The sequence below is a fragment of the Nocardia sp. CA-120079 genome, from assembly GCF_050955745.1.
Lineage (GTDB): Bacteria > Actinomycetota > Actinomycetes > Mycobacteriales > Mycobacteriaceae > Nocardia.
On sequence record NZ_CP192088.1, the window covers coordinates 742,672 to 768,116 of the forward strand.

The 25,445-nt window shown below is 66.2% G+C and carries 24 protein-coding genes; 12 read left to right on the forward strand and 12 right to left on the reverse strand.

Features of this window, described 5'->3' with window-relative positions; translation table 11 throughout:
* The first annotated feature begins 3 nt into the window (after positions 1-3).
* The 4 genes from ACQPYR_RS03520 (at position 4) to ACQPYR_RS03535 (ending at position 4,753) form a co-directional block, all read left to right on the forward strand.
* Positions 4-2,073: an acetyl/propionyl/methylcrotonyl-CoA carboxylase subunit alpha gene (locus ACQPYR_RS03520; protein ID WP_433627534.1), complete on the forward strand. Its 2,070-nt coding sequence runs from the start codon at positions 4-6 to the stop codon at positions 2,071-2,073.
* A complete protein-coding gene (locus ACQPYR_RS03525) occupies positions 2,073-3,233 on the forward strand; it encodes an acyl-CoA dehydrogenase family protein (RefSeq protein WP_433627536.1) in 1,161 nt (386 codons plus the stop codon). Before ACQPYR_RS03520 ends, ACQPYR_RS03525 begins: the two co-directional genes overlap by 1 nt.
* Positions 3,234-3,301: 68 nt before the next feature.
* Positions 3,302-4,084 (forward strand): enoyl-CoA hydratase family protein, encoded by a 783-nt coding sequence (locus tag ACQPYR_RS03530; RefSeq protein WP_433627538.1) that lies wholly within the window; start codon positions 3,302-3,304, stop codon positions 4,082-4,084.
* A gap of 51 nt (positions 4,085-4,135) precedes the next feature.
* On the forward strand, positions 4,136-4,753 hold the full coding sequence (locus tag ACQPYR_RS03535) for a TetR/AcrR family transcriptional regulator (RefSeq protein ID WP_433627540.1): 618 nt from the start codon (positions 4,136-4,138) through the stop codon (positions 4,751-4,753).
* Between the two features lie 4 nt (positions 4,754-4,757).
* Here the strand turns inward: ACQPYR_RS03535 and ACQPYR_RS03540 are convergent, their stop codons facing one another.
* On the reverse strand, positions 4,758-5,792 hold the full coding sequence (locus ACQPYR_RS03540; RefSeq protein ID WP_433627542.1) for a hypothetical protein: 1,035 nt from the start codon (positions 5,790-5,792) through the stop codon (positions 4,758-4,760).
* Between the two features lie 40 nt (positions 5,793-5,832).
* A complete protein-coding gene (locus tag ACQPYR_RS03545; RefSeq protein WP_387294584.1) occupies positions 5,833-6,222 on the reverse strand; it encodes a hypothetical protein in 390 nt (129 codons plus the stop codon).
* Between the two features lie 216 nt (positions 6,223-6,438).
* Here ACQPYR_RS03545 and ACQPYR_RS03550 point away from each other — a divergent pair, with 216 nt between their 5' ends.
* On the forward strand, positions 6,439-7,212 hold the full coding sequence (locus ACQPYR_RS03550) for an SDR family oxidoreductase (protein WP_433627545.1): 774 nt from the start codon (positions 6,439-6,441) through the stop codon (positions 7,210-7,212).
* Between the two features lie 126 nt (positions 7,213-7,338).
* On the opposite strand, the gene ACQPYR_RS03555 is transcribed toward ACQPYR_RS03550, so the two are convergent.
* The 3 genes from ACQPYR_RS03555 to ACQPYR_RS03565 all read right to left on the reverse strand — a co-directional run bounded on the left by ACQPYR_RS03555 (position 7,339) and on the right by ACQPYR_RS03565 (position 11,390).
* On the reverse strand, positions 7,339-9,429 hold the full coding sequence (locus ACQPYR_RS03555; RefSeq protein ID WP_433627547.1) for an ArnT family glycosyltransferase: 2,091 nt from the start codon (positions 9,427-9,429) through the stop codon (positions 7,339-7,341).
* The gene (locus ACQPYR_RS03560; protein WP_357476666.1) at positions 9,426-10,682 is read right to left on the reverse strand and encodes a bifunctional glycosyltransferase family 2/GtrA family protein; all 1,257 of its coding nucleotides are present in this window, start codon (positions 10,680-10,682) and stop codon (positions 9,426-9,428) included. Before ACQPYR_RS03560 ends, ACQPYR_RS03555 begins: the two co-directional genes overlap by 4 nt.
* Before the next feature lie 69 nt (positions 10,683-10,751).
* A complete protein-coding gene (locus ACQPYR_RS03565; RefSeq protein WP_433627551.1) occupies positions 10,752-11,390 on the reverse strand; it encodes an SAM-dependent methyltransferase in 639 nt (212 codons plus the stop codon).
* 228 nt (positions 11,391-11,618) lie between these two features.
* Here ACQPYR_RS03565 and ACQPYR_RS03570 point away from each other — a divergent pair, with 228 nt between their 5' ends.
* The gene (locus ACQPYR_RS03570) at positions 11,619-12,263 is read left to right on the forward strand and encodes a TetR family transcriptional regulator (protein WP_433627553.1); all 645 of its coding nucleotides are present in this window, start codon (positions 11,619-11,621) and stop codon (positions 12,261-12,263) included.
* A 212-nt stretch (positions 12,264-12,475) separates the two neighbouring features.
* Here the strand turns inward: ACQPYR_RS03570 and thiD are convergent, their stop codons facing one another.
* On the reverse strand, positions 12,476-13,318 hold the full coding sequence (gene thiD, locus ACQPYR_RS03575) for a bifunctional hydroxymethylpyrimidine kinase/phosphomethylpyrimidine kinase (protein ID WP_433627555.1): 843 nt from the start codon (positions 13,316-13,318) through the stop codon (positions 12,476-12,478).
* A gap of 92 nt (positions 13,319-13,410) precedes the next feature.
* Here thiD and ACQPYR_RS03580 point away from each other — a divergent pair, with 92 nt between their 5' ends.
* Genes ACQPYR_RS03580 through ACQPYR_RS03595 form a run of 4 tightly spaced genes read left to right on the forward strand, consistent with a single transcriptional unit; the run spans position 13,411 to position 17,304 of the window.
* The gene (locus tag ACQPYR_RS03580; protein ID WP_433627558.1) at positions 13,411-14,295 is read left to right on the forward strand and encodes an ABC transporter permease; all 885 of its coding nucleotides are present in this window, start codon (positions 13,411-13,413) and stop codon (positions 14,293-14,295) included.
* Complete coding sequence (locus ACQPYR_RS03585; protein WP_433627561.1) at positions 14,292-15,341, forward strand: taurine ABC transporter substrate-binding protein; 1,050 nt, start codon at positions 14,292-14,294, stop codon at positions 15,339-15,341. The genes ACQPYR_RS03580 and ACQPYR_RS03585 overlap by 4 nt, the downstream gene beginning before the upstream one ends.
* Entirely contained in the window at positions 15,307-16,128 is an 822-nt protein-coding gene (locus ACQPYR_RS03590; protein ID WP_433627564.1) for an ABC transporter ATP-binding protein, read from the forward strand. The genes ACQPYR_RS03585 and ACQPYR_RS03590 overlap by 35 nt, the downstream gene beginning before the upstream one ends.
* A gap of 33 nt (positions 16,129-16,161) precedes the next feature.
* Positions 16,162-17,304 (forward strand): GTP-binding protein, encoded by a 1,143-nt coding sequence (locus ACQPYR_RS03595; protein ID WP_433627566.1) that lies wholly within the window; start codon positions 16,162-16,164, stop codon positions 17,302-17,304.
* A 74-nt stretch (positions 17,305-17,378) separates the two neighbouring features.
* Here the strand turns inward: ACQPYR_RS03595 and ACQPYR_RS03600 are convergent, their stop codons facing one another.
* Complete coding sequence (locus ACQPYR_RS03600) at positions 17,379-18,002, reverse strand: NAD(P)-dependent oxidoreductase (RefSeq protein ID WP_433627569.1); 624 nt, start codon at positions 18,000-18,002, stop codon at positions 17,379-17,381.
* Positions 18,003-18,249: 247 nt separating this feature from the next.
* A complete protein-coding gene (locus ACQPYR_RS03605) occupies positions 18,250-19,386 on the reverse strand; it encodes an epoxide hydrolase family protein (protein WP_433627572.1) in 1,137 nt (378 codons plus the stop codon).
* A gap of 86 nt (positions 19,387-19,472) precedes the next feature.
* Between ACQPYR_RS03605 and ACQPYR_RS03610 the strand changes: the two genes are divergently transcribed.
* The gene (locus ACQPYR_RS03610) at positions 19,473-20,126 is read left to right on the forward strand and encodes a TetR/AcrR family transcriptional regulator (protein WP_433627574.1); all 654 of its coding nucleotides are present in this window, start codon (positions 19,473-19,475) and stop codon (positions 20,124-20,126) included.
* A gap of 163 nt (positions 20,127-20,289) precedes the next feature.
* Here the strand turns inward: ACQPYR_RS03610 and ACQPYR_RS03615 are convergent, their stop codons facing one another.
* The 3 genes from ACQPYR_RS03615 to ACQPYR_RS03625 all read right to left on the reverse strand — a co-directional run bounded on the left by ACQPYR_RS03615 (position 20,290) and on the right by ACQPYR_RS03625 (position 24,154).
* Positions 20,290-21,792 (reverse strand): SH3 domain-containing protein, encoded by a 1,503-nt coding sequence (locus ACQPYR_RS03615; protein ID WP_433627577.1) that lies wholly within the window; start codon positions 21,790-21,792, stop codon positions 20,290-20,292.
* Positions 21,793-22,036: 244 nt separating this feature from the next.
* Positions 22,037-22,828: a thioesterase family protein gene (locus ACQPYR_RS03620; RefSeq protein ID WP_433627579.1), complete on the reverse strand. Its 792-nt coding sequence runs from the start codon at positions 22,826-22,828 to the stop codon at positions 22,037-22,039.
* Positions 22,829-22,909: 81 nt separating this feature from the next.
* A complete protein-coding gene (locus ACQPYR_RS03625) occupies positions 22,910-24,154 on the reverse strand; it encodes a KasA/KasB family beta-ketoacyl-ACP synthase (protein ID WP_433627581.1) in 1,245 nt (414 codons plus the stop codon).
* 39 nt (positions 24,155-24,193) lie between these two features.
* On the opposite strand from ACQPYR_RS03625, the gene ACQPYR_RS03630 reads away from it, so the two are divergent.
* Entirely contained in the window at positions 24,194-24,751 is a 558-nt protein-coding gene (locus ACQPYR_RS03630; RefSeq protein WP_433627583.1) for a TetR/AcrR family transcriptional regulator, read from the forward strand.
* 124 nt (positions 24,752-24,875) lie between these two features.
* On the opposite strand, the gene ACQPYR_RS03635 is transcribed toward ACQPYR_RS03630, so the two are convergent.
* A complete protein-coding gene (locus ACQPYR_RS03635; RefSeq protein WP_433627585.1) occupies positions 24,876-25,352 on the reverse strand; it encodes a DUF1772 domain-containing protein in 477 nt (158 codons plus the stop codon).
* Positions 25,353-25,445 lie beyond the last annotated feature (93 nt).

Below are 25,445 nucleotides of genomic sequence, written 5' to 3' on the forward strand. Positions count from 1 at the left end.
GCCATGTCTTTCACGAATGTTCTGGTGGCCAACCGCGGTGAGATCGCCCGCCGGGTGTTCGCCACCTGTCGCCGCATGGGTATCGGCACGGTCGCGGTCTACTCCGATGCGGATGCCGCGGCACCGCATGTCGCCGAAGCCGATGCGGCGGTGCGTCTTCCGGGCAATACCCCGGCCGAGACCTACCTGCGCGGCGAACTGATAATCGAGGCGGCCTTGGCCACCGGTGCCGACGCCATCCATCCCGGTTACGGATTCCTTTCCGAGAATGCGGAATTCGCACAGGCTGTGCTGGCGGCCGGACTGGTGTGGATCGGCCCGCCGGTCGAGGCCATCGAGCAGATGGGCTCGAAGGTCGCTGCCAAGAAGATGATGGACGCGGCCGGCGTCCCGGTACTCGCCGAACTCGATCCCGACGAGGTCACCGCGGCGCAGCTGCCGGTGCTGATCAAGGCCTCCGCCGGTGGTGGCGGACGCGGCATGCGAGTGGTGCGCGAACTCGCCGATCTGGAACCGCAGATCGCCGCCGCGCGCCGGGAAGCCGAATCGGCATTCGGTGATCCGACGGTGTTCTGCGAGCGGTACCTGGAGACCGGCAGACATATCGAGGTCCAGGTCATGGCCGATACCCACGGCACCATCTGGGCCGTCGGCGAACGCGAATGCTCCATTCAGCGCCGCCATCAGAAGGTGGTCGAGGAGGCGCCGTCGCCGCTGGTCGAGCGGATCGACGCCATGCGCGCGTCAGGCTCGGAGGCGGTAGCCGAGCGTGACCACGCAGGGCCCGCGCCCGTGGCCGATGGATCGAGCATGCGCGAGCGACTGTTCGAGGCCGCCAGGCTGGCGGCCGGTGCGATCGGCTACACCGGTGCCGGGACCGTGGAATTCCTCGCCGACGAGGCGGGCGACTTCTTCTTCCTGGAGATGAATACCCGCCTGCAGGTAGAACATCCAGTCACCGAATGCACCACCGGACTGGATCTGGTGCGGACTCAGCTGGAGGTCGCGGCGGGCGGCGAGTTGGCTGCCGCGCCGCCGCCGCTGCGTGGGCACTCGATCGAGGTGCGACTGTATGCCGAGGATCCCGCGCACGAGTGGCAGCCGCAGAGCGGGACGGTGCATCGTCTCGGTATCCCTTCGGTGGCAACCGAATTCGATGTTCTCGATCGACCGGGCGTGCGTCTGGATACCGGTGTGGTGGACGGTTCGGTAGTCGGTGTGCACTACGACCCGATGCTCGCGAAGGTCATCTCCTACGCCGAGACGCGCGGCGATGCGGCACGGTTGCTGGCAACGGCCCTGCAGCGGGCCAAGATTCACGGTCTGGTGACCAACCGCGATCTACTGGTGCGGGTGCTGCGGCATCCGGCATTCCTGGCCGGAGACACCGATACCGCATTCTTCGAAACGCACGGATTGGATTCGCTGTCCGCACCTTTGGCAACCGAAGCCGATGAGGCACTGTCCATCGTCGCCGCCGCGCTCGCGGATGCCGCGGCGAACCGGAAGGCGGCCAGGGTCGGCGGCGGGCTGCCCGCGGGTTGGCGGAATCTGTCGTCGCAGTCACAGCACAAGTCGTACGAAAGCCGCACCAGCGGAACACATGACGTCGGTTACCGCTTCACCCGAACCGGTGTCGCGGTGGACGGTCACGATGGACTCGAATTGGTGCAGGCGGAGCCCGAGCGTGTCGTACTCGCGGTTCCGGGCGAACGCGGCCCGGTGCGTAGACAATTCGACATCGCCCACTACGGCGAACTGGTCTGCGTGGATTCCCCCCTCGGGCCGGTATCGGTACGCAGACTGCCGCGCTTCAGCGACCCAGCCGATCAGGTCGCGCACGGTTCACTGCTCGCACCCATGCCGGGCAGCGTGATTCGCATCGGTGCCGAGGTCGGCAGTGCCGTCGAACAGGGCCAGCCGATTCTGTGGCTGGAGGCCATGAAGATGGAGCACACCATCTCCGCGCCCGCCGCCGGCGTGCTCAGCGCCCTCAATGTCACCGTCGGCCAGCAGGTCGATGTCGGCGCCGTGCTCGCCGTCGTCGATCCCACCGAATCCCAGGAGAACTGATGAGTTTTATCGAAACCGAAGAGCAGAAGGCGCTACGGGCCGCGGTCGCCGGGCTCGCCGCGAAGTACAGCTTCCGCGATTACGTGCTGCCCAAGGCGCGCAAGAACGAACCGCTCACCGAATTATGGGATGAGGCAGGCAAACTCGGGTTCCTCGGCGTGAATCTGCCGGAGGAGTACGGCGGCGGTGGCGCGGGCATGTACGAGCTCGCGCTGGTCATGGAGGAGCTGTCCGCACAGGGCGCGGGCCTGCTGCTCATGGTGGTCTCACCGGCCATCTGCGGCACCATCATCACCAAATACGGCACCGACGAGCAGAAACAGCAGTGGTTGCCCGGACTCGCCGACGGCAGCGCCAAGATGGTCTTCGGCATAACCGAACCCGACGCGGGCTCGAACTCGCACCAGATCACCACCACCGCGCGTCGCGACGGCGACGACTGGATCCTCAACGGCCGCAAGATCTTCATTTCCGGCGTGGACCAAGCCGAGGCCGTGCTCATCGTGTCGCGCACCGAGGACCACAAGACCGGCAAGCTCAAGCCCGCGCTGTTCATCGTGCCCACCGATGCCCCCGGCTTCGTCAAGACGCCGCAGGAAATGGACATCATCGAGCCGGACCACCAGTTCACACTGTTCCTCGATGACGTGCGCCTGCCGTCGGATGCCTTGGTGGGCAAGGAAGATGCCGCGCTCATGCAGCTGTTCGCGGGCCTCAACCCGGAGCGCATCATGGGCGCGGCCATGGCCGTCGGCATGGGCCGGTACGCCATCGATCGTGCCGTCGAATACGCCAAGGAACGCACGGTGTGGAAGACGCCGATCGGTGCGCACCAGGGCATTTCGCATCCGCTCGCCGCGGTGAAGGTCGAGGTGGAGTTGGCTCGGCTGATGATGCAGAAGGCCGCGACGCTCTACGACGCGGGCGATGAGATGGGTGCGGCCGAGGCCGCGAACATGGCGAAATACGCTGCGGCCGAAGCCAGTATCAAGGCGCTCGATCAGGCCATCCAGACGCACGGTGGCGCGGGCCTCACCAAGGAATACGGCCTCGCCGCTATGCTCGCTGCGGCCCGCATCGGCCGCATCGCCCCGGTCAGCCGGGAGATGGTCCTGAATTTCGTCGCCCAATACTCGCTGGGCCTGCCGAAGTCCTACTGACACCCCCTCTTCGTCGCCCGATGCCTGGTCGACGAGGGATCGGGTCCGATGCCGCTACCGGAGGGACGATGACCGAGACATCGACCGCACCATATGTGCGTTACGAGGTCAGCAATGGATTCGCCACGCTGACCCTGGATTCGCCGCACAACCGCAACGCGCTGTCGTCGCGGTTGGTCGCCGAGTTGCTGCAGGGCCTCGACGATGCCGCGGCGGATCCCGCCGTCCGCGGCATCGTGCTCGCGCACACCGGCAATACCTTCTGCGCGGGCGCGGACCTCACCGAGGCCAGCAATGCCGATCCGGCGGTGGCCGCCGATGAGCGCACCCGGGTGATGATCGGCGTACTGCGCAGACTCGTCGAAACGCCGAAGCCGATCGTTGCGCACATCGACGGCAATGTGCGCGCGGGCGGTATGGGCATCGTCGCGGCCTGTGACATCGTCGTCGCCGGTCCCGGCAGCAGTTTCGCACTCACCGAGGTGCGAATCGGGTTGGCGCCGTTCATGATTTCGCTGACCCTGTTGCCCCGGCTCAGCCCGCGCGCCGCCAGTCGCTACTACCTCACCGGCGAGAAGTTCGGCGCGGATATCGCCGAGCAGATCGGGCTGGTCACCATCACCGCCGACGATCCGGCGGCCGCAGTGACTCGGCTGTGCGCGGAGCTGCGCAAGGGGTCCCCGCAGGGGCTCGCCGAGGCCAAACGATTGGTCAACGCGGGCATCCTGGCGGAGTTCGACAGCTCCGCCGAGGAGCTGGCGAGACGTTCCGCGAGCTTCTTCGGCACCCCGGAGGTGCGGGAGGGCATGCTGGCCTTCTTGCAGCGCCGCCCACCGACCTGGGCAGAATAGCGCCGTGACAACGCCGACGACCAGAACCGCAAGCCTGTTCGGAGTGAACAGATGGTGACACCTCACGAACCCAAACAGGACCGCAGCCGGGCCACCCGGCAGCGCCTGCTCGCGGCGACCATCGACTGCCTGGCCGAAATGGGATGGGCGGCGGCAACGGTCTCGGTCGTCGCGGAACGGGCAGGGGTGTCGCGGGGCGCTGCCCAGCATCACTTCCCGACCAGGGAAGACCTGATCACCGCCGCACTCGAGTACATGTTCTACACCCGCACCCAGCAGTCCAAGGACGAGGCGCTGGCAGTGGTCGCGCCGGTCGGCGGGGTCGAGCGCACCGAGGCGGTGGTGGCCGGTTTGGTCGACTCCTACACCAGCCCACTGTTCAAAGCGGCGCTGCAGGTGTGGACGCATGCGGCGGCCGATCCCGCGCTGCGAGAGCGAATTGTGCCGCTGGAAGCCAAATTCGGACGCATATCGCATCATCGGGCGGTAGCGGCGCTTGGTGTGGACGACGGCGATCCGGTCGCCCATCACCTCGTTCAGGCCACGCTCGACATGGCACGCGGACTCGGTCTGGCTGATGTCCTGACCGATGACTCGGCGCGCCGCAAGCAGATCGTCTCGCAATGGGCGGCCACGCTGCACGCCGCACTGCACGCGCCTAGGCCGTGAGCCGCTAGTCCTCATTCGAATCCTTCGCCGGCGACACGTGCCGGAACCAGGCGGCCGTCTCGTTCGCGGTGAGCACCCGCTCCAGCGTCAGGTCGCCGACCATATCGGGGAAGAAGCGGCCCGCGGGCCAGATGCGTGGGTACGGCGGCGGATCCAGGACCAGCAGGCGGGTGCCGTCGACGGCCGGGATATCGGACGGTGTGCCCTCGTTCCAGATCCAGCTGCCGTCCGGCGCGGCGAGGTTGAACGATCCGGTGGTCTCCACCATGCCGGGCATATCGCGGCACATGGCGACCGCCTCCGCCGCCGGGGCTTCACCGGGAATGTGTCCGCCGCCGATCAGGGCGTCGGCGAGCAGCGTGTGCAGTTGGAAATTGTCGCCGATGCCGGTCATGCGCATGGCGTAGCCGGTGCCGGTCTCGCGGTGCAGCACGATGACCGGCTCGTCGTCAAGCACGATCAGCGCGTAGCCGAGGCATTTGTCCCACCGGTCGGAGATTTCGCCGAGTGCGTCGTGCCGCTCCCGGATGATCTCGCGGCCGGAGTGTCCGAACTTCTGTCGAACTTCCCTGTGCTGCAACATGGCCAGACCCGCACGGCTCCAGAGGTCCAGCGTCCACCACGCCAGCGTCTGGTGGAATCCGAAGATTTCGAACAGGTCCGGGTCCAGCTCGAACTGTTCGGGGTCGGGTACGTCGACGCCATCGGCCGCCGCCGTCCACTTTTCGGCGAATTCCTTTGCGCCACCGAGTGTTATCGCGAGATTCGCCAGCACGCCGGGTGCGCAAGCCACGGGATCCGCACCACCCTCGACGCACGCGCCGATGAGGACCGCGATATTCGCTCGCGGTCCCGTCGGCACATCGGGTAGCAGCTCGGCGAGCCGCTTCCCGCCCTGCGCAAGCTCTTCCGGAGTCGCTGATTGGTAGCAGCGATGCAGTTCCGAGTGAGCTTGTTGCTGAGCCTGCGAGTCCTGCGCGTGCACCGCGCTCTCGAAATCGAATACGGCGTCGATGAATCGATCGGTGGTCGAGCTCATACCCGCACGCTAACAGCTTGCCACTAAAGGGAATTCGCTGTCAGCAGAGCCCTGCCTGCTGCATGTGGCCCTCGTCGACCGCGTAGGAGGTGGAACCGATGAGGACGCCGAGGAGCCCACCGATGACCAGTCCCGGAATAGCGCCGACGAAGAAAAGGGGCAGGCCCGCGATGCCGCCGATGGTGGCGCCGACCAGACCGCCGACCAGTGTCCTGACCTCGATGGTGTCGCCGGGTGCCAGGCACTGCCCGATGAGGTCGGCCTGCGGGGTCGGTTCGGCTGCCGCGGCGATCGGCGCGGTCGCGACCGGTGCGGTCGGCTGGGGCGCTTCACCCGGTGCGGCCGATGCGGTCGAGGCGAAGCCGACGGTGAGCGCGATGGCGACGAGTGCGCCGATGACGGTTAGGACGAATCTCGAAATGCTTCTCACGTTTTTCCTGATGGTCGGAGTTGGCGCAACTGGATCATCATTCCCGGAGTTCGCGGCGTGCGAAAGGGTTTCGAATGAATGCCGCATTAAGAGGATTTCGAGGAAGCAGGTAAAGAAATCTCGAGGAACAGTCCGAAACGGCATGTCACACTCGTGCGTCCTGCGTCGTCCTCACTGTGAAAGCGGAACAGCGCAGCGAAAACAGGAGCGGGAAACATGTCGAATACCAAGAAGATCGCGGTTGCCGGAGCGACCGGACGGCTCGGCCGCCATGTCGTGGACGTGCTGAACGAGCAGGGGCACGAGGTCGTCGCATTCTCCCGGGCGAACGGGGTGGATATCGAGACCGGCGTCGGGCTCGTGGAAGCGCTCGACGGTGTGGATGTCGTCATCGATGCGTCCAGCACGCCGTCCGCGGACCAGACCGTCGCGACCGAATTCTTCCGGGCCGCGGCGCGCAACCTGCACGAGGCGGGGCGCAAGGCCGGTGTCGAGCGGTTGGTCGTGGTGTCCATCATCGGCATAGACGGATCGCTCGCCGGATACAACGCCGCGAAGCTGGCGCATGAGGCCGCGCTGCTGGAAGGGCCGCTGCCGGTGCAGATTCTGCGGGCCGCGCAGTTCCACGAGTTGGTCGAGGTGATGATGCAGTGGGGGTCCCAGGGCGAGGTCGCCTACCTGCCGAAGATGCGCACCCAGTTGGTCGCCGCACGTGCGGTGGCCGAGGCGCTGGTGGAATTGGCGGTGCATCCCGCGCCGGAGTCGCTCGACGGGCCGTTCCCCGAGATCGCGGGTCCGCAGCCGGAGACCATGGCGGGTGCGGCCGGCCTGCTCGCGGCGAAGCTCGGTGCGCCCGCACAGGTGATCGAGTCGAGTGATGCGGCGTACCCGGATCGTGAGCAGTTCGAAAACGGTGGGCTGCTGCCGGGTGCGCACGCGAAGTTGGCGGGTCCGACGTTCGCCGAGTGGCTCGAAGCCGCGTACGCCTGACCCACAACGTAATTCGCCCGGTGCACACGCACCGGGCGAATTACGTTGCGTGCCAACCCGCACTGGTTGTCGGGATCCGCACCCGATGCGGGTTCCCCAAGGGGATGCGGATCCCACCAGTGTGGATCAGCGGGCGGCGGTCAGATCGTAGAGGGTGATGCCATCGACTTCGGTCGCGGTGAAGTGCTCTTCCACCCACTTGCTGATCTCACTGCTGGTGCCGGAGCGGCCGAAACCGAAACCGCCGTCCTCGCCGCCGCGATTGCCACTGCCGATGAAGTAGTGGATCTTTCCGTCGGCGACATACTGCTTGAACTGATCCAAGGTCGGCGACGGATCGCTGCCGTTGAAGCCGCCGACCGGCATGACCGGCAGTTCGGTGGCCAGCTGGAATCCGGCGGCACTGTTGGAGCCGGTGGCCGCGGCGACCCAGGTGTAGTCGGAGCCATTGTTTTCCAGCAGTGCGATGACTTTCTCGCTCGGCCTGCTCGCGCCGAGCAGACCGCCGGCGGGGCCGCCCATCATCGGATTGCCCGCGGCCTCGTTGCCGCCTGGCATGTTGGCTTCTCGCCCCGGAGCGCCACTCGTATTGCGGCCGTCAGTGTTTCGTCCATCTGGCATTCCGCCGCCGGGACGGCCCGGGCCACCGAAGCCGCCGGGACCACCGAAGCCACCCGGCCCGCCGAAGCCGCCCTCTTCGCCGGAAAGATGCCCGAACATCCCGAACATCCCGACGTTCGGTCCCGCCGACGGGATCCCGCCCTCGTGTCCGGTCGAAATGGTCTGGGCGGAATACGCGACGGGCCCGGCGAATCCGGTGAATGCGGCGGCCAATGCCGCGACCAGCGCCACCTTCCGCGGTGCGGGCAGCAGTACCGCGATGGTCGCGAGCACACCGACCACCAGCACCGCCCACCGCAACCACGGCACGAAGCTCGAGCTGCGCGACAACAACATCCACGACGTCGCGGTGGTCAGGCCGACCGCGAGCCCCGCGAACAACCGGACCCACAGCCGGTGCCGATCCCGCCACAGCTGAACCGCGCCGATACCGACCAATGCGGCGACCGCCGGAGCCAGCGCCACCGTGTAGTACTGGTGGAAGATGCCCGCCATGAAGCTGAAGGTCAACCCGGTCACCAGCAGCCAACCGCCCCACAGGATCAGCGCCGCGCGCCGTCCATCGGTGCGAGCAGCCTTGCCGCGCAACAGGATTCCCGCTAGCAGCGCGACCAATGCGGCGGGGATGAGCCAGGCGATCTGACCGCCCTGCGCCGGTTCGAACATCCGGGTGATGCCGGTGCTGCCCCACATGCCGCCACCACCACCACCGCCACCGCGCGGCATATCGCCACCGCCGGGGGTGACGCTGCCGTGTTCATTGCCGTTCAAGCGACCGAGACCGTTGTAGCCGAGTGTGAGCTCGACGATCGAATTGTTTTGCGACCCACCGATCCACGGTCGCGAAGATGCGGGCCACAGTTCGACCGTGAGCAGCCACCAGCCGGCCGCGACGATCATCGACAAACCCGCCGCGAGCAGCTGCAGGATCCGCTTGCCGAGTTTGGGCGGACCGGCGAACAGATAGGTCAGCGCCAGTGTCGGCACTACCAGCAGCACTTGCAATTGCTTGGTGAGGAACCCGAATCCGATGCAGACACCGGTGAGTACCAGCCAGCGGGTGCGCCCGTCCTCGACCGCCCTGGTCATCGCCCAGGCCGCCGCGATCATCAGGAATACCAGCAGCGCATCCGGGTTGTTGAACCGGAACATCAGTGCGGCGACGGGGGTCACCGCGAGCGCCAGTCCGGCGATGAGCCCGGCTGCCGAGCCGAAGGGCCTGCGCACCGTCGCCCACACCAGTGCCACCGAGGCGACGCCGAGCAGCACCTCCGGAACCAGAATGGTCCAGGAATTCAGTCCGAATGCCCGCACCGACAGTTCCATGAGCCACAGCGAGGCCGGTGGTTTGTCGACGGTGATCGAGTTGGCCGCATCCGAGGAGCCGAAGAAGAAGGCCTTCCAGGACTCCGAACCCGCCTGTACCGCGGCGGAATAGAAGGAATTCGCCCACCCGCTGGCACTGAGGTTGCACAGGTAGGCGATTCCGGTGCCGAGCAGCAGTACCGCCAATGCCGGGTATTCCCAACCGATCTTGCGCTCGGGGCGCGATTGCGACGGCACCGCGGTCGACGGCGGCGTGAGCGTAGCTGTCACTGTTGTCCGCCCTCGGTGACCAGCGCCGTGCGGGTGGCGGTCGGGTTACGGAAGACCCAGCGCAGGCCGACGAATCGGATCAGCGTGGCAATGAGATTGGCGACCACGAGTACGAACAATTCCAGATGAACGGCGGCGTCGGGTGCCCAACGGTGCAGGGCGAACAACGAACCGCTGGTGACCAATAAGCCGAAGCCGAAGATCAGCAGACCTTGGAATTGGTGTGACACAACGCCATTCGATCCACGCACCCCGAAGGTGAAGGCGCGGTTGGCGGCGGTATTGCCGACCGCGGTGATCAGCAGCGCGACGAAGTTCGCCACCTGCGCACCGGTCATGGGCTGCAACACCAGGTACAGCAGCATATAGGCGAGGGTGGAGATGACCCCGACTATCGCGAACCGCACCACCTGCCCGACCATCCCCAACGGCACACCGGGAACCAGTGGTTCACGGCCGACGGAGCGACGCAGCTCGTCCAATGGCAGCGCACCGGTCGTCAGCCCGCGCAGCAGTCGCCACACGCCGAGCAGGTCTTTGCGCGCGGTATCGATGATGTCGACCCGGCTGTCCGGATCGTCGATCCAGTCGACCGGCACCTCGTGAATGCGCAGCCCGGCCCGCTCGGCGAGCACCAAGAGCTCGGTGTCGAAGAACCATTCACCGTCCTGCACCAGCGGCAGCAGCCGCCGCGCCACATCGGTGCGCATCGCCTTGAACCCGCACTGCGCATCCGAAAAGCGCGCCTGCAGTGAGGCTTTCAGAATCAGGTTGTAGCAGCGCGAGATGATTTCGCGCTTGGGTCCGCGCACAACTCGCGACGCCGCGTCGAGCCGGGTGCCGATGGCCAGATCGGAGTGGCCCGAGATCAGCGGCGCGACCAGGGGCAGCAGCGCATTGAGGTCGGTGGACAGATCCACGTCCATGTAGGCGACCACCTGGGCGTCGGAGTGCTCCCACACCGCGCGCAGCGCGCGGCCACGGCCCTTGGCGTCGAGGTGCACGACGCGCACGTCATCGAGTTCATCGGCGAGCAACTGCGCGACCTGCATGGTGTCGTCGGTGCTCGCATTGTCGGCTACGGTGATCCGCGCCGGGAACGGGAACCCGTCGCGCAAGTAGGCGTGCAGCCGCCGCACGCAGACACCCAGGTCGGCCTCTTCGTTGTAGACGGGGATCACGACGTCCAGCACGGGCGTGATCACCGTTTCGGTCATTTCCGCCCGGTGCGCGGCGGTCGTCGATTCGGTCATGGTGACTACCTTCGCGAACCGCGCTGGACCCTAGCTGGGCTCTACCTGTGAGGTTCCTGGGGACCGCGGCTACCGCACTCGCCGAATCCGCAACACGGTATCGGTACGCAGCCCCACCTGCCCCTCCGGCCACGTGACTTCCCGCTCGACCGCATCCTTGGTCTCCACGTTCCAGTCCGGCCCGAGAGCCAGCCCGTCGAGCACCTCATCCATCGTCGGAAAGTGCACATCATGCCGATCCTCGACAAACGACGGCCATCCCGCATGCCCCGCGATCAACAAGACACCGCCGACGCCCACCGCCTCGGCGGCCCGCCGCAGAACCTTCGTCCGCTCCTGGTCCTGCGCCACCGGCGAATGAAAGAACTGCGCCGAAACCAGATCGAACTCTCCTTCCGGAAACGATTGCGCCAGATCATGTTCCGCGAACGTAATGCGCTCCCCGACGCCTGCCTCGTCAGCATGGGCAGCCGCACGCCGCAGCGCTGTCGGGGACACATCGACCGCGGTCACGCGCCACCCACGCCCCGCGAGCCAAACAGCGTCCGCACCCTCACCGCATCCGAGGTCCAATGCGCTCCCCGGCTCTAGCTCCACGGCCTCGCGCACCAACAGCGGATTGGGATTCCCGGTCCACACCTGATCCCGATCCTGATAGAACCCCTCCCAGAACTCCTGGGTGTTGCCAGAAGCGGTGCTCTCGGTCATGCGTCGTTCTCCCATCGAAGTCGCGTATCTCGGTCCATCGACCCTGTTCGCATGATGTACGCAGGGTCCGCGACAGCGCCAACTTTGTTGCCGTTTCGGCAACCGCGTCTACCTAGGTCGGGTGCAGGTATTGGTACGGTCGGATTTGTGATGCGCAGTGGGCGGGGAGTGGATGCGGGGACGCCCAGGCGGGTAGATGCTCGGACCGAGCGGTGGCGGGAGCATCGGGTGAAGGTTCGGGCGGAATTCGTCGATGCGGCGTTTCGGGCGCTGGACAAGTCCGGACCCGAGGTGAGCATGGGCGATATCGCCAAGGAGGCCGGGGCGGCCAAGCCCAAACTCTATCGGCACTTCGAGGACAAGACCGATCTGTACAACGCGATCGTCGATCGGGTTCGCGACATGCTGTGGGAGCGAATCGTTTCCAGCGCCGATCTGACGAATGATTCCGCGCGGGAGTTGATTCGGCGTGGCGCAGCCGAGTATGTGCTCGTGATTTCCGAGCACCCCAATGTTTTCCGGTTCATGCTGCACAGCCACTTCACGCAGCGGGCCGATGAATCCGAGCGGGCGCTGCAGTCGGCTCGGCAATCGGCCAAGCGGGCCGCGGATCTGTTCACCGGACTGCTCGCCGACAAATCCGTCGAAGTGTCCAGCGTCGAACTCGTCAACTATTCGGTATTCGGTGCGGTGGCCTCGGCCACCGACTGGTGGCTCGGTGCGAACCGGCTACAGGCACACACCATGCCGATCGAAAAGTTCGTCGCCTACCTGGCCGAGATCATCTCCGCACTGGCCGAGGCCAATGCGCGACTGAACGGCATCCGCATGGACGCGGACCAACCGCTGCACCTCGCGTTCTCCAGCGACTGACTTGTACGCACCGACCGCGAGCGCGCCATTAGCGGTCGGCTCCCGCATCCACTTCGAACCCCATCGTTCTCGTCAACCGCATCATCGAGGCCAACGGTGTCTGCGATGCCCACAGTATGACCCCACCCACCGACAAGTTTCCGAACCCACTGGCAGCACCGAAGTCCATGACCGGTGACGGCGGCACACCTGGTGCAGCGGTGCGCCGGGGGTCAGGAGGCGGATAGCCGCCATAACGGGGAAACGGGGCCGTGACCTGCGCCGAGGTCGTAGGAGGCGGCCAGGCAACGGTAGGTCCAGTCCTTGGCGAATTCGACGGCATCGGGGACCGAGTAACCATTGGCGAGTGCGCATGCGATGGCCGCGGCCAAGGTGTCGCCGCCGCCGTGGTCGTTGCCGGTGGTGATCCGCGGCGCGGTGAACTCGAGGAAGCGATCGCCGTCGAAGAGCAGGTCGGTGCTCACCGTCGAGGACCGCAGATGGCCGCCCTTGACGATGGCCCATTGCGCTCCGAGCTTGTGCAGCGCCTCCGCCGCCTTCCGCGCCGAGGCATCGTCGATGACCTCGATCCCGGTGATCAGCCGCACCTCGTCGAGATTCGGCGTCACCACCGTGGCCAGCGGAATCAGCGTGTGCCGCACCGCGTCCAGGGCCTCATCGTGCAACAGCGGATCGCCGTGCATGGATGCCGCGACCGGATCGACCACCAGTGGCGTCCGATCCCGTCCGATCCCGACTTCCTGACATACCGCCGCGACCGACTCGATGATCGCGGTCGAGGCCAGCATTCCGGTCTTGGCCGCTCCGACCCCGATATCCCCGACGACCGCGCGCACCTGATCGGCCACGACCTGCGGCGGAATCTCGTGGAACCCGCTCACCCCGACCGAGTTCTGCACCGTCACCGCGGCCACCGCCACGCATGCGTGCACCCCGCACAGGGCCATGGTCCGGGAATCGGCCTGAATACCCGCGCCGCCGCCGGAATCGGTCCCGGCGATAGTGAGGACGCGAACTGGGGTCTGCCCGTCGGGCACGAGCGGCAGGAATTTCACATCCCAGACCCTACTCAGCGTCGGCCCGACCATTCCGATCTGCCCGATCGCATACCTGTGCAGTGCAGCGACCCCCGCGTTGGATCGTATGAATGTCGCTCACCTTCCACTGGTTTCTGCCGACCAATGGCGACAGCCGCAATGCCGTCGGCGGTGGTCACGGTGCGAACGCAACGAACTGGCGCGCGGCGGTGCGCCGCTGCACGCGAACTCTATTGCCGTTGTTGTCGGTTGCTGTCTTTCTCATCGTCTGGCAACTCGTCGCGGTAGCTGGGATCTGGAACGAAACCTTTGTGCCGCATCCGATTACGGTGTGGCGCGCCGCCATCGATATCTCGACGACCCACGACGGCGTCCGCGGCTATCAGGGATATCTGCTGTGGGAGCACCTGTACATGACGCTGCGCCGGGTACTCGCGGGCGTCGTGGTCGGTGTCATTTTCGGTGTCGCACTTGGCGTGGCCATGGGCACCATCGGCTGGCTGCGCAGCATCCTCGAGCCGTGGCTCACCTTCCTGCGGACCCTGCCGCCACTGGCCTATTTCTTCCTACTGGTGATCTGGCTCGGCATCGACGAGGCACCGAAGGTGACGCTGCTCGCTCTAGCGGCACTGCCTGCGGCGGCGATCGCCACCACGACGGCGGTGGCGGCCGCGCCGATCGGATTGGTCGAGGCCGCGCGAGCGCTGGGAGCCACTCGTGCACAAGTGATTCGAGATGTGGTGTTTCCGGCCGCACTGCCCGAAACCTTCACGGGTGTGCGGCTCGCGGTCGGCATGGCGTATTCGTCGGTCGTCGCCGCGGAACTGTTCAACGGCCTGCCCGGCATCGGGGGCGTGGTGAAGGACGCGAGCAATTACAACAACACCCCCGTCGTGCTGGTCGGCATTGCCGCGATCGGCATTTCGGGATTGGTCATCGATGGCCTGCTGCGCGCGGTGGAACGCCGTGCGGTGCCCTGGAGAGGAAAGATATGAGTTCCCAATCGTTTTCCAGACGCGTCCTGCGCGCGGTGGCCGCGGCCGTCACCGGTGCGGTCGCCTTCGCCGGATGCGCCGTCGACCACTCCGGCGCCGATGACAGCAAGCCGACCATTCGCATTGCCTACCAGAGTTTTCCGAGCGGCGACCTGGTCGTGAAGAACAACCGGTGGCTGGAGAACGAACTGCCCGGGTACAACATCAAGTGGACCAAATTCGACTCCGGCGCCGATGTGAATACCGCCTTCATCGCCAAACAGGTCGACTTCGGCGCACTGGGTTCCAGCCCGGTCGCCCGCGGTCTGTCCGCGCCGCTGAACATTCCGTACCAGGTCGCCTTCGTGCTCGATGTGGCGGGCGATAACGAAGCGCTGGTGGCGCGCAATGGAACCGGCATCGAATCGATCGCCGATCTGAAGGGCAAGCGCATCGGCACGGCCTTCGCCTCAACCGCGCATTACAGCCTGCTGGCCGCGCTGGATCGAAACGGGTTGAGCGCCAACGATGTCAGGCTCGTCGACCTGCAACCGCAGGCATCGCTGGCCGCCTGGGAGCGCGGCGATATCGACGCCGTGTACACCTGGCTACCCACGCTGGACCAGCTGCGCAAGAGCGGCAAAACGCTGATCACCAGCCGAGAACTCGCGACCGCGGGCAAACCGACCCTCGATCTCGGCGTGGTCGCCAAGGAGTTCGCCCAAGCCCATCCCGATGTGGTCGATACCTGGCGCAAGGTGCAGGCGCGGGCACTGGACACGATCAAGAACCGGCCCGATGAGGCGGCGAAGGCGGTATCGGCCGAAATCGGTCTCAGCACCCAGGAGGCCGCGCAACAGTTGGGGCAGGGCGTATTCCTGACCAAGGAACAACTCACCTCCAAGGAGTGGCTGGGCACCGAGGGCGCGGTCGGCGATATCGCGGTGAGTCTGCAGAGCGCGGCCGAATTCCTGTTGGCGCAGAAGCAGATTCCGGCCGCGCCGTCGCTGGCGGCGATTCGCGACGGCATCTATGTCAAGGGATTGCCCAGTGTCCTCGGCAGCTGAAGAACTTGTCGAAGTACTGCCGATTGCTCAGGGCGGCATACGAATTCGCAACCTATCGCACCGCTACGGCGATGGCGCGCAAGCGGTCACCGCGGTCGGACCGATCGATCTCGAAGTGCCGCCGGGCGAATTCCTCGTCCTGGTAGGCGCTTCCGGATGTGGCAAGAGCACCCTGTTGCGCCTGATCGCAGGATTCGAAACCGCGACCGAGGGCATTATCGAGGTCTCCGGCGCGATACCGGTACCCGGCCGATCCGGCGGGATGGTCTTCCAACAGCCGCGCCTGTTTCCATGGAAGACCGTCGGCGGCAATATCGATCTAGCGCTGAAATACGCAGGCGTGCGGCGTGATCAGCGCGCGGAGCACAGGGAAGATCTACTGCATCGCGTCGGCCTGGACGGCACCGCAGGCCGACGGATCTGGGAAATTTCCGGCGGGCAACAGCAGCGCGTCGCCATCGCCCGCGCACTCGCGGCCGAGAACTCGCTGCTGCTGCTCGATGAACCATTCGCCGCACTCGATGCCCTCACCAGGGAACGCCTGCAAGACGACCTGCGCCGCGTCGGCCAGGGGCGCACCGCGGTCTTCGTCACCCACAGCGCCGATGAGGCGGCATTCCTCGGTTCGCGGGTCGTGGTGCTCACCAAACGACCGGGCCGGATCGCCCTCGACCTTCCGGTCGACCTGCCGCGCACCGGTGTCGACGCGGACGAACTGCGCGCTTCCCCGGAGTTCGCCGCACTGCGGCGCGAGATCGGCCTGGCGGTGAAATCCGCAGCCGCCTGAACGCGTTTAAATGAAAACCATTATCGTTAAGGTGTGACTTCATCGACCCCTGACCTGCTGCCCGTCACCGTGCTCTCCGGCTTCCTCGGCGCGGGCAAGACGACCCTGCTCAACCACATCCTGGCCAATCGCGACGGTCGCCGCGTCGCGGTCATCGTCAACGACATGAGCGAGGTCAATATCGATGCCGCGCTCGTCGCCGGGCAGGGACACCTGGACCGCACCGAGGAGAAGCTGGTCGAACTGACCAATGGCTGCATCTGCTGCACGCTGCGCGAGGATCTGATCGAGGCGGTCGGCAGGCTCGCCCGCGCGGGTCGCTTCGATCAGCTTGTCATCGAATCCACCGGCATCTCCGAGCCGATGCCGGTCGCCGCGACCTTCGACTGGGAATTCGAGGACGGCTTCAAACTCGGCGATATCGCCCGCCTGGACACCATGGTCACCGTGGTGGACGCATCTACCTTCCTCGCTGAAATCGCCCGCGGGCAGGGGCTCGCCGAGCGCAATCTCGAAGCGGGAGACGGCGATACGCGCACCATCGCCGACTTGCTTGTCGATCAGGTCGAATTCGCCGATGTCCTGCTGATCAACAAGACCGACCTGGTCAGCGCCAATGCCGCCGGAACCGTGGAAGCCACTGTGCGACGGCTCAATCCACGTGCCCATGTGCTTTGCACCGAGAAGGGCGCGGTGGATCTCGCGGAGGTCCTCGCGACCGGCCGCTACAACCCCGTCGTCGCCGCGGAATCCGATGGCTGGGCCGAGGAACTGGCGGGCGGCCACACCCCGGAAACCGAGGAATACGGCATCCGCAGCCTCACCTACACCGCCGACCGCCCCTTCCACCCCGACCGCCTCGCCGACGCCCTCACGCAACTCCGAGGCATGTTGCGCAGCAAGGGTTTCTGCTGGCTCGCCAGCCGCCCCGACCTCGCCGCAATCTGGTCCCAAGCCGGTCCCAACCTCACCTTCGAACCCGCCGCCTGGTGGTCCGCCCTCGAAGTCCCCGCCGGCCAGGAAATCGTCTTCATCGGCATAAAACTCGACACCACCCACGTCCGCGCCCTCCTCGACGCCGCCCTCCTCACCGACGACGAACTCAGCGCAGGCCCCACCACATGGACCACCTACCCCGACCCCTTCCCCACCTGGGGCACTCTCCACCAGCACTGACCTGGACGACCGATCACCATGCATCCACGCAGGCAAACGTCGAGAGCGCCCCTCCGCCACGGCATTCTCGGTCACTAGTTGGAGATGGCGGGGGCCTGGTGGGTGTAGGTGGGGTCGGTGAGTTGGGTGAGCATGAAGGCGGCTATGTCGGCGCGGGCGATTTTGAGGGAGAGGCCCTTGGCGTCGGCGGGGAAGCCCTGGCGGTAGGCGTCGGTGCGGGGGCCGTCGGTGAAGGCGCTCGGGCGGACGATGGTCCAGTCGAGGTTGCTTGCCCGGACGTATTCTTCCTGCTTGACGTGGTCAGCGTAGGCCTCGCGCAGCAGCATCCCGAACATCACGTACTTCCAGAGGAAGTTCAGGTTGCCGCGGCTGTCGCCGACACCCAGGGTGGTCTGGCAGATCAACCGCTTGACGCCGGTCCGGTCCATCGCCTCGAGCACCGCTCGGGTGCCTTCGGCCCGGATGACTCCCTTGCGGCCCGCACCCAGCGAGATCAGCACCGCATCCTGCCCGGCAACGGCCCGCTCCACCGAATTCGTGTCGAGCACATCGCCCTCCACGATGTGCAACCGCTCGTGCCGCTGCCCGACACCGGCCGCATCGCGCGTGAACGCGGTGACCTCGTGCCCCTGCTCGAGCGCCTGCTCGACGACCAGCCGACCGACGGTGCTGGTGGCTCCGAAAACTGCGATACGCATGATGTTCTCCTGTGTTGAATTGCGGGTGCTCCCGGGCCCTACGTGGTCACGCAGGCTGTCGCCTCCGGGCCTGACGCTCGCACCGCGGGGTTGAAAACTGTTGAGCTGTTGGTGAATCCAGTACATCAGCGGAGAACGAGACGAACCATGGCCGTGCGTCTCGAAGACATACGAGAGGGTCTCGGCCGGGAAAACGCGCAACGGCCCGCGTCCGGAAAACGGATGCGGGCCGTTGCGCTGTGTGCGCTCAGCCGAGCTTGGCGAAGAACTGCCGGATATCGGCGACGATCACCTGCGGTGCCTCATGCGCGGCGTAGTGTCCTGCCGCATCGTTCGGGCCACCTTGGACGGAGCCGACGTCGTACGAATTCCAGCTGACGATGTTGCTGTGATCGCGCTCGGCGAACCGGCGAATCGACTGGAAATCACCCTTGAACATCGCCAATCCGGTCGGCACCGTGGTCGGTCCACTCGGCTGCTGCGCGGTGTGCGCGTTCTCGTAGTAGAACCGCAGCGACGACCCGGCCGTTCCGGTCAGCCAGTAGATGGCCACGTTGCCGATCACGAACTCCTCGTCGAGGCTTTCGCCGAACAGTTGCGCATTCCAGCCGAGCAATCCGACCGGCGAATCGGCCAGCGCGAACGCGAGCGTCTGCGGCTGCTGGCTGTGCAGGGCGTTGAAGGCCATCTTGTTCTCGTGGAACCACTGCAGGTGCTGCAGCGCCGCCATATCCTCCTCGGACAGCCCCTCGAACTCCGATGGATCACCGGACGGGAACGAAAACAGCTGCGTCACATGCACTCCGACGACATGATCGGAATCCAGCCGTCCGATCTCCGGTGAGACCATCGAGCCACCGTCGTTGCCGATGGCGCCGTAGCGGGCGTAGCCCAGTCGGCCCATCAGCTCCGCCCAGGCCGCGGCGGTGCGGAGGGTGCCCCATCCGGTGCTGCGGGTCGGCCCGGAGAATCCGAATCCCGGCAGCGACGGGATGACCAGGTGGAAGGCGGGATCATCGGCCGAGTCCGGCTCGGTCAGCGGCGCGATGACATCGAGGTATTCGAGCACCGAACCCGGCCAGCCGTGGGTCAGGATCACCGGCAGCGCATCCGGCCGGGAGGACCTGATGTGCATGAAGTGGATATCTTCGCCGTCGATCTCGGTGGTGAACTGCGGGTAGGAGTTCAGCTTCGCCTCCAGCGCGCGCCAGTCGAAGCGTTCCAGCCAGTACTCGGCGAGATCCCGCACCCGCTCGTTCGGTACGCCGTAGGCATCGCCGACGCCGGGCAATTCGTTCGGGTAGAGGGCCCGGGACAGCCGGTCGGCCAGGTCGTCGAGCTTTGCCTGCGGGACGTCGATGCGGAAGGGGGTGATGGCGGTCATCTCTACTCCTTTTGAAACGGAATGCTTCGTTCTGTTTCAGACACTATCAGAACGGATCATTCCGTTTCAAGTGCTAATCTGAACCCATGCCGAAGACATCCGATGCCCCAGCTCAGAAGGGTCTGCCCGGCCGCAAGGCACAGGCCGCCCGCAACGACGGGCTCATCCTCGAGGCGGCCCGCGCGGTCTTCCTCGCCGACGCCAACGCCCCCATCGCCGCCGTCGCCGAGCGAGCCGGAGTGGGCATCAGCGCCCTCTACCGCCGCTACCCGAGCAAAGACGTGCTGTTGCGCACCCTCTGCCACGAGGGCTTACGCCGCTACAACGCCGAAGCCGATGCCGCACTGGAGGATTCGGACGGGTGGCGCGGTCTGGTGGGATTTCTGGAACGCGTGGTCGACGCGGATGTGCACTCGTTGACCGTGCATTTGGCGGGCACCTTCACCCCGGACGAGTCGATGCTGCCGGACGTCACGCATTCGGGTGAGGTCACCGAGGAACTGGTCCGGCGCGCGCACGCCTCCGGTCGGCTGCGCGCGGATGCCAATGCCAACGACCTCGGTCTCGTCCTGGAAGCATGTGCGGCCGTTGCCATGCCGGACCAGGTCCGAACCGCTGAACTGCGCAGACGCGTGCTCGCCATGCTGGTCGCGGGGCTCTCGGGAAAAGGTGAACTGCCCGGTCCGCCGCCGGAGGCGGGTGAATTCGCGTGGCGGTGGGAACCGCGCAGTCAGCGATGATTTCGGCCGCGACGCGACGTCTGCACCGTCAGGCATATCCATGTCCACAGCAGCGGAGGGAATCGCCATGTCAGCGATCCGGACGGCAATGGCTGGACGGTGCAGCAGATTTCGACACGCTCCTAGCTCGCTCTGGTGCTCCCGTGATCTCGTGACCGGGTCATCAAACGTGCCTGTTACCGCTGGGCCAGGGTGCACCGGGCCGGGCGAGGGGTTGGATCGCGCGGCCGTCGACCCATGCGGTCCAGCCGTTGTCGCAGGCGATATGCGCCCAGTCCCCGGCGCGGCCGAGGATCTGGAGTTCGACGCCGGGATCGATGCTGGTGATGGGGCCGAGGCTCGGATCGGGCGCGGCCCATGCGTCCATTCCGCCCTCGGGTACCAGGTGGGTCGGGTACCAAAGGGCGGCAAGGGGTTCGATGGCGCGGCCGTCGACCCATGCGGTCCAGCCGTTGTTGCAGGCGATATGCGCCCAGTCACCGGAGCGATCGAGGATCTGGAGTTCGACGCGCGGTTCGATGCGGGCGACGGGCGGCCGGGTCGAGTCGGGAGTGCCCCATGCGGGCATGCCGTTGGCGGGCACCTGGTGGGTCGGATGAAATGCCGGAGTGCGGCCGCGCTCGACCGCGGGCACCGCTTCCGTGGGTGCGCCAGACGCGTCGAATGCCGGTATGCCACCGGCGAACGGCTTGACCACGGCGGGATCCAGCACATCGCGCACCAGCCGGAGCGCGACTTCGGTTGTGGTCTCCAATAATTCGGCACGTGGATTGCGCGCCGCAAGCTGGCGCCAGCATGCGAACCGGGTCGAGAACGTCGAACGGAACACCGTGAAATGGGCGAGCGCGTCCTGTTTCGTTGTCGCACCGTTCATTACGGCAATGCTCCCGGTCGTCAACAGTTGACCGAATGACCGTGCCACCGCTGTCCCGGCATCGGTGAATCGGTAGCTGCCGAGCGCCTCGAGTCGAACAAGGCTCAGCGACGCCAGCCGCGCCAGTCCCTCCGTCATCCGGCCGGCCGCCGCCGCGAGTGAGACCGGTGTGGCGCCCTGGGCGGCGGACAAGGCCCAACGAGTGTCGCCCGCGGCCAGCCCCTTGGCGAGTTGCTCCTCCAGCTCGAGCGCTCGCAGCTCGAGCGGTCCGGCCGCCACGTTTCGCCGCAGGACCCCGGCCAGGCGGGCCTCTTGTGCCGCATCGGCGGCGGCGAGCAGTGCGGCGAATGCGATGAGATCGAGGTCGATCGGGGGTGATGCGAATCCGGGGCCGTAGGCAGTGAGATCGAGCAGTTGGTCGACCAGCATGGTGGCCTGGTCGAGCGTCGGCACGACGGTGAAATCGAAGCCGTCCTCGCCGGTCTCGGCCTGCATGACGAAGGTGCCTTCTTCGTCTCCGCGCAGTAGCAGCGCCGCTGTCCGGTTGTCCTGCCCGACGTGGTTGGCGGTGACGGCGGTGGTGTGGGCGGGATCGGCGGCGATCCGCAGTGCTGCGGTCGCCGGTCCGGTGAGTCGGTCGTCCGCTTCGAGCAGTCCGGTGTCCCGCAGCGCCGCCGCCGGGTCGGACGGCGGGGTCGTCAGCGGCAGCGCGGAGCGTGGTCCCGGCTTCAGCCCGGCGATGGACATGGCCGCGGCGAGTTGGTCCGGGTCCAGTCGGAAACGCATCAACATCGTCGACTCCTTCCCGCATCCGGATCGGCCGCGCGAAGGCGGCTCGGTGGGCGTCTCGGGTCGACCGAATCACTTTTATGTTTTCACATGCGGCGATTGCTCAGCAACAGGCCGAGCGGCGGTCTCGACCTGCGAAGTTCGGACAGATCGCGACATCGAGGCGGTCTGCCGGTTAACCCGATCCGACGGCGTGCACCAAGCGTCCGCGCGGCCTCGATCTTCGACCGCGCAGATTGCAGCCGAGCTAGCGCGGGCCGAGGAACAGGGTTTGGGTGCTGCGGCCGAGCGGGCCCTTCTCGTCGAAGAGCGCGGACTCGGCCAAGCCGATGCCGTGTGGTTGCGGATAGGTGGCGGCGTCCAGGCAGACCCATTCGCCGACCGGCTGTCGGTGCAGCGTGACTGTGAGATCGGTATTGATGAACAGGTATCGGTTCCAATCCAGCACCCGGCTGACGCCGTTGCCCGAATCCGCCGCGGCGAGTGTGCGTTCCAGCGGACTCGGCGTGGTACCGGCGACGATCGGATACTTCAGCCGGATCCAGCAGATCGCCGGGCCGGGATCGGCGAAAGATCCCGACACGAAGCGGTAGTCGATGCCGGTGTGGAAACCGATGGGCTGGGTCGACGGAAAGTGGGACGACACCGCCTGATCCGGTCCGGTCCGGGCGCCGGTCGGCAGGAACTGTTCGGGCAGTTCGAGCTCCGGCTCGGCGAGTTTGAATCGCCAGGCGTTCGCCCGCATGACGGGTCCGCGATCGGTGGACAGTGTCGCTTCGATCAACTCCACACTGCGTCCGGGCCGTGCCACCCGCGTCTGCACCGTAAGCGGCTCCAAGGGAACCGGGCCGAGGATTTCCACCGCGACCCGGCCGACCTGGAATCCGGCCCGCGGCTCACAGCGTTCGATCGCGTGCCCGAGCAGCGCGGATGGTGGTCCGGCGTGCTGGGCGTCGGGTGACCACGGACCGCGAGTCAGTTCGGTCGAGACGAACCGGCTCGGGTTCGCCGGATCTGGGGTGTAGAAGGCGTCGGCCACGTCGTTGTCCCGTTCCGCTGGATTGTTCGTACGGTTAACGATTCTGCTACGACGCTACCCCGCGGCAACGAGCAGCCACCGCTACGCCCGGCCGAAAGCCAGGGCGACATTGTGGCCGCCGAAGCCGAACGAATTGTTGAGCGCGAAGTCGATGCGCTGCTCGCGGGGCGCGCCCGCCACGATATCGAGGTCGATCTCCAGGTCCCGATTGTCGAGATTCAATGTGGGCGGGACGATTTGGTCGCGCAGCGTCAGCATGGTGAGGATGGATTCGAGCGCACCGACCGCGCCGATCGAATGGCCGAGTGCGGATTTGGGCGCGTAGACCGATGCCTCCGGCGTCACCGCGGTGATGGCATTGGCTTCCGACGCATCTCCGATCGATGTCGAGGTGGCGTGCGCGTTGACGTGCTGAATATCCGAAACCTTCAGTCCGGCAGTGCATATCGCCTTGCGCATGGCGCGCGCCGCACCGATGCCCGCCGGCTCGGACGCGACGATGTGATAGGCGTCCGAGGTGATCCCCGCGCCCAAAACCCGGCCGTGAATCCGCGCACCGCGCGCCCGCGCATGCCGCTCGGACTCCAGCACCAGCAGTGCACCCGCTTCGCCGAAGACGAACCCGTCGCGATCCCGGTCGAATGGTCGCGATGCCCGCTCCGGTTCGTCATTGCGCGTGCTCATCGCCCGCATCATGGCGAAACTCGCGATCGGCACCGCATCGATATGCCCCTCGACGCCACCGGCCACCACCACATCCGCCTCGCCGGTGGTGATCAGCCGCCAGGCATGCGCGATCGCCTCCGAACCGGAAGAACAAGCTGAGACGGGCGCGAAAACGCCTGCCTTGGCACCGATTTCGAGACCGACCGTCGCGGCCGGGCCATTCGGCATGACCATCGGCACCGACATCGGCGAAACCTTCCGGTAGCCACCGTCGCGCATCGAATCGACGGCATTGATCAGCGCGTCGCCGCCGCCGAGCCCGGTGCCGATGACGACCGCGAGCCGCTCACCCTCGACCTCGGGTGCGCCCGCATTGCGCCAGACCTTGCGGCCCAGCACCAGGGCCATCTGCTCGACATAGGAGTGGCGGCGCTGTTCGACGCGGGTGAGCTGATCGCCCGGCTGTGACTTCAACTTGCCGCCGATGCGGACCGGCAGATCGTATTCGGCCACGAAATCGTCGGCGAGCATGCCGATACCGCTGTGCCCGGCGAGCAGTCCGGACCAGGTCTCGTCGATGTCATCGGCGATCGATGTGGTCGCGGCGACCGCGGTGACCACGACGGCCGGGCGAGTTTCTGAAGCGATTGTTACAGTCACGATGTCATGAATACCTGTACCAATCGCTACAGTCAACCCATGGCCCGTCCACTCGACCATGCGAAACGCGCCGACCTGCTGGCCGGCGTCGTCGAATACATCGCCGCCCACGGCCTCGGTGACCTGTCGCTGCGCCCGCTCGCCGCCGAACTCGGCACCAGCTCGCGCATGCTGATCCACTACTTCAACACGAAGGAAGAACTGCTGGTGCAGGCGCTGACTACGCAGCGCCCGGATATCGCCGCGGTCTTCGCGGGGGTCTCCGATGCGGCATCGCTGCGCGAGCGGCTCGGTCAATTCTGTGCGGTGAATATCGCGGGGGAGGCCACGACGAGTGTGCGGGTGCTGCTGCAGGTGCTGGGGGCGGCCTGTGCGCCGGGTAGTCCCTACGGCGAATACGCGAATGCCGCGATCGCGACCTTCATCGGGACGCTCGCGGATGCGCTGCGTCGGATCGAATCCATCGACGATCCGGAAGCCGTTGCCACGCTGTTGGTTTCGGGGCTGCGCGGCATCATTCAGGATCGGTTGATAACCGGTGACGTGGAGCGCACCGACCGGGCGGCGCGCAGGTTGATCGACCAAGCCATCCGCTAGGCATATTTCGGTGCAGCCGGCTTTTGAAGACCGTGTTTGATGAAACCCTGGTGCATCGGGCAAGCGAAAACCTGTGTCGGCCGCACCTGCAAGGTGCGGCCGACACAGGTTTCGATGAGACGCGTCAGGCGAGGGCGATCGCGGCGCAGAGCGCGGCGATGGCGATGAACTGCAGGGCCACCCGGCCGTTGATCACGCTGTTCCACTTGTCTTGCAGCGCACGGGCATTCGTCGGAATGACGCCGGAGTGCGCCGCGGCGGTCTGCTGGGTGTTCACCGGCTTCGCGACGCGAACGTAGATGCCGAGCCAGGTCACCAGCGCCACGACGGCGATACCCGCTGCGATCGCCGCTGCCGCGTGGCCGCCGATCGCCGCGAGAGCCGTTGCCGCAACGGCCGTTACCACACCGCTGATCCCGACGATCGGCATCCGGCGGTCGCCGTAGTAGTGCCCCCAGCCCGCCGAGATGGTCACGGTCCGGTCGTCCAGCTTGTCGTACACCGACCGCGTGATCAGTGCGAAGCAGGCATCGGTGCCGTAGACGACGGCGTTCGCGAGGACCGAGACGATGGCGACGACCTGGATGAGTGTGGTGCTCATGAGCTCTTCCGTTCTGTGCTTGTAGCGTTGATAGAGAATCTAGCAACGCTAGAACTCTTAGTCAACCGATACCGGGATTCCGCATGCCGTCGC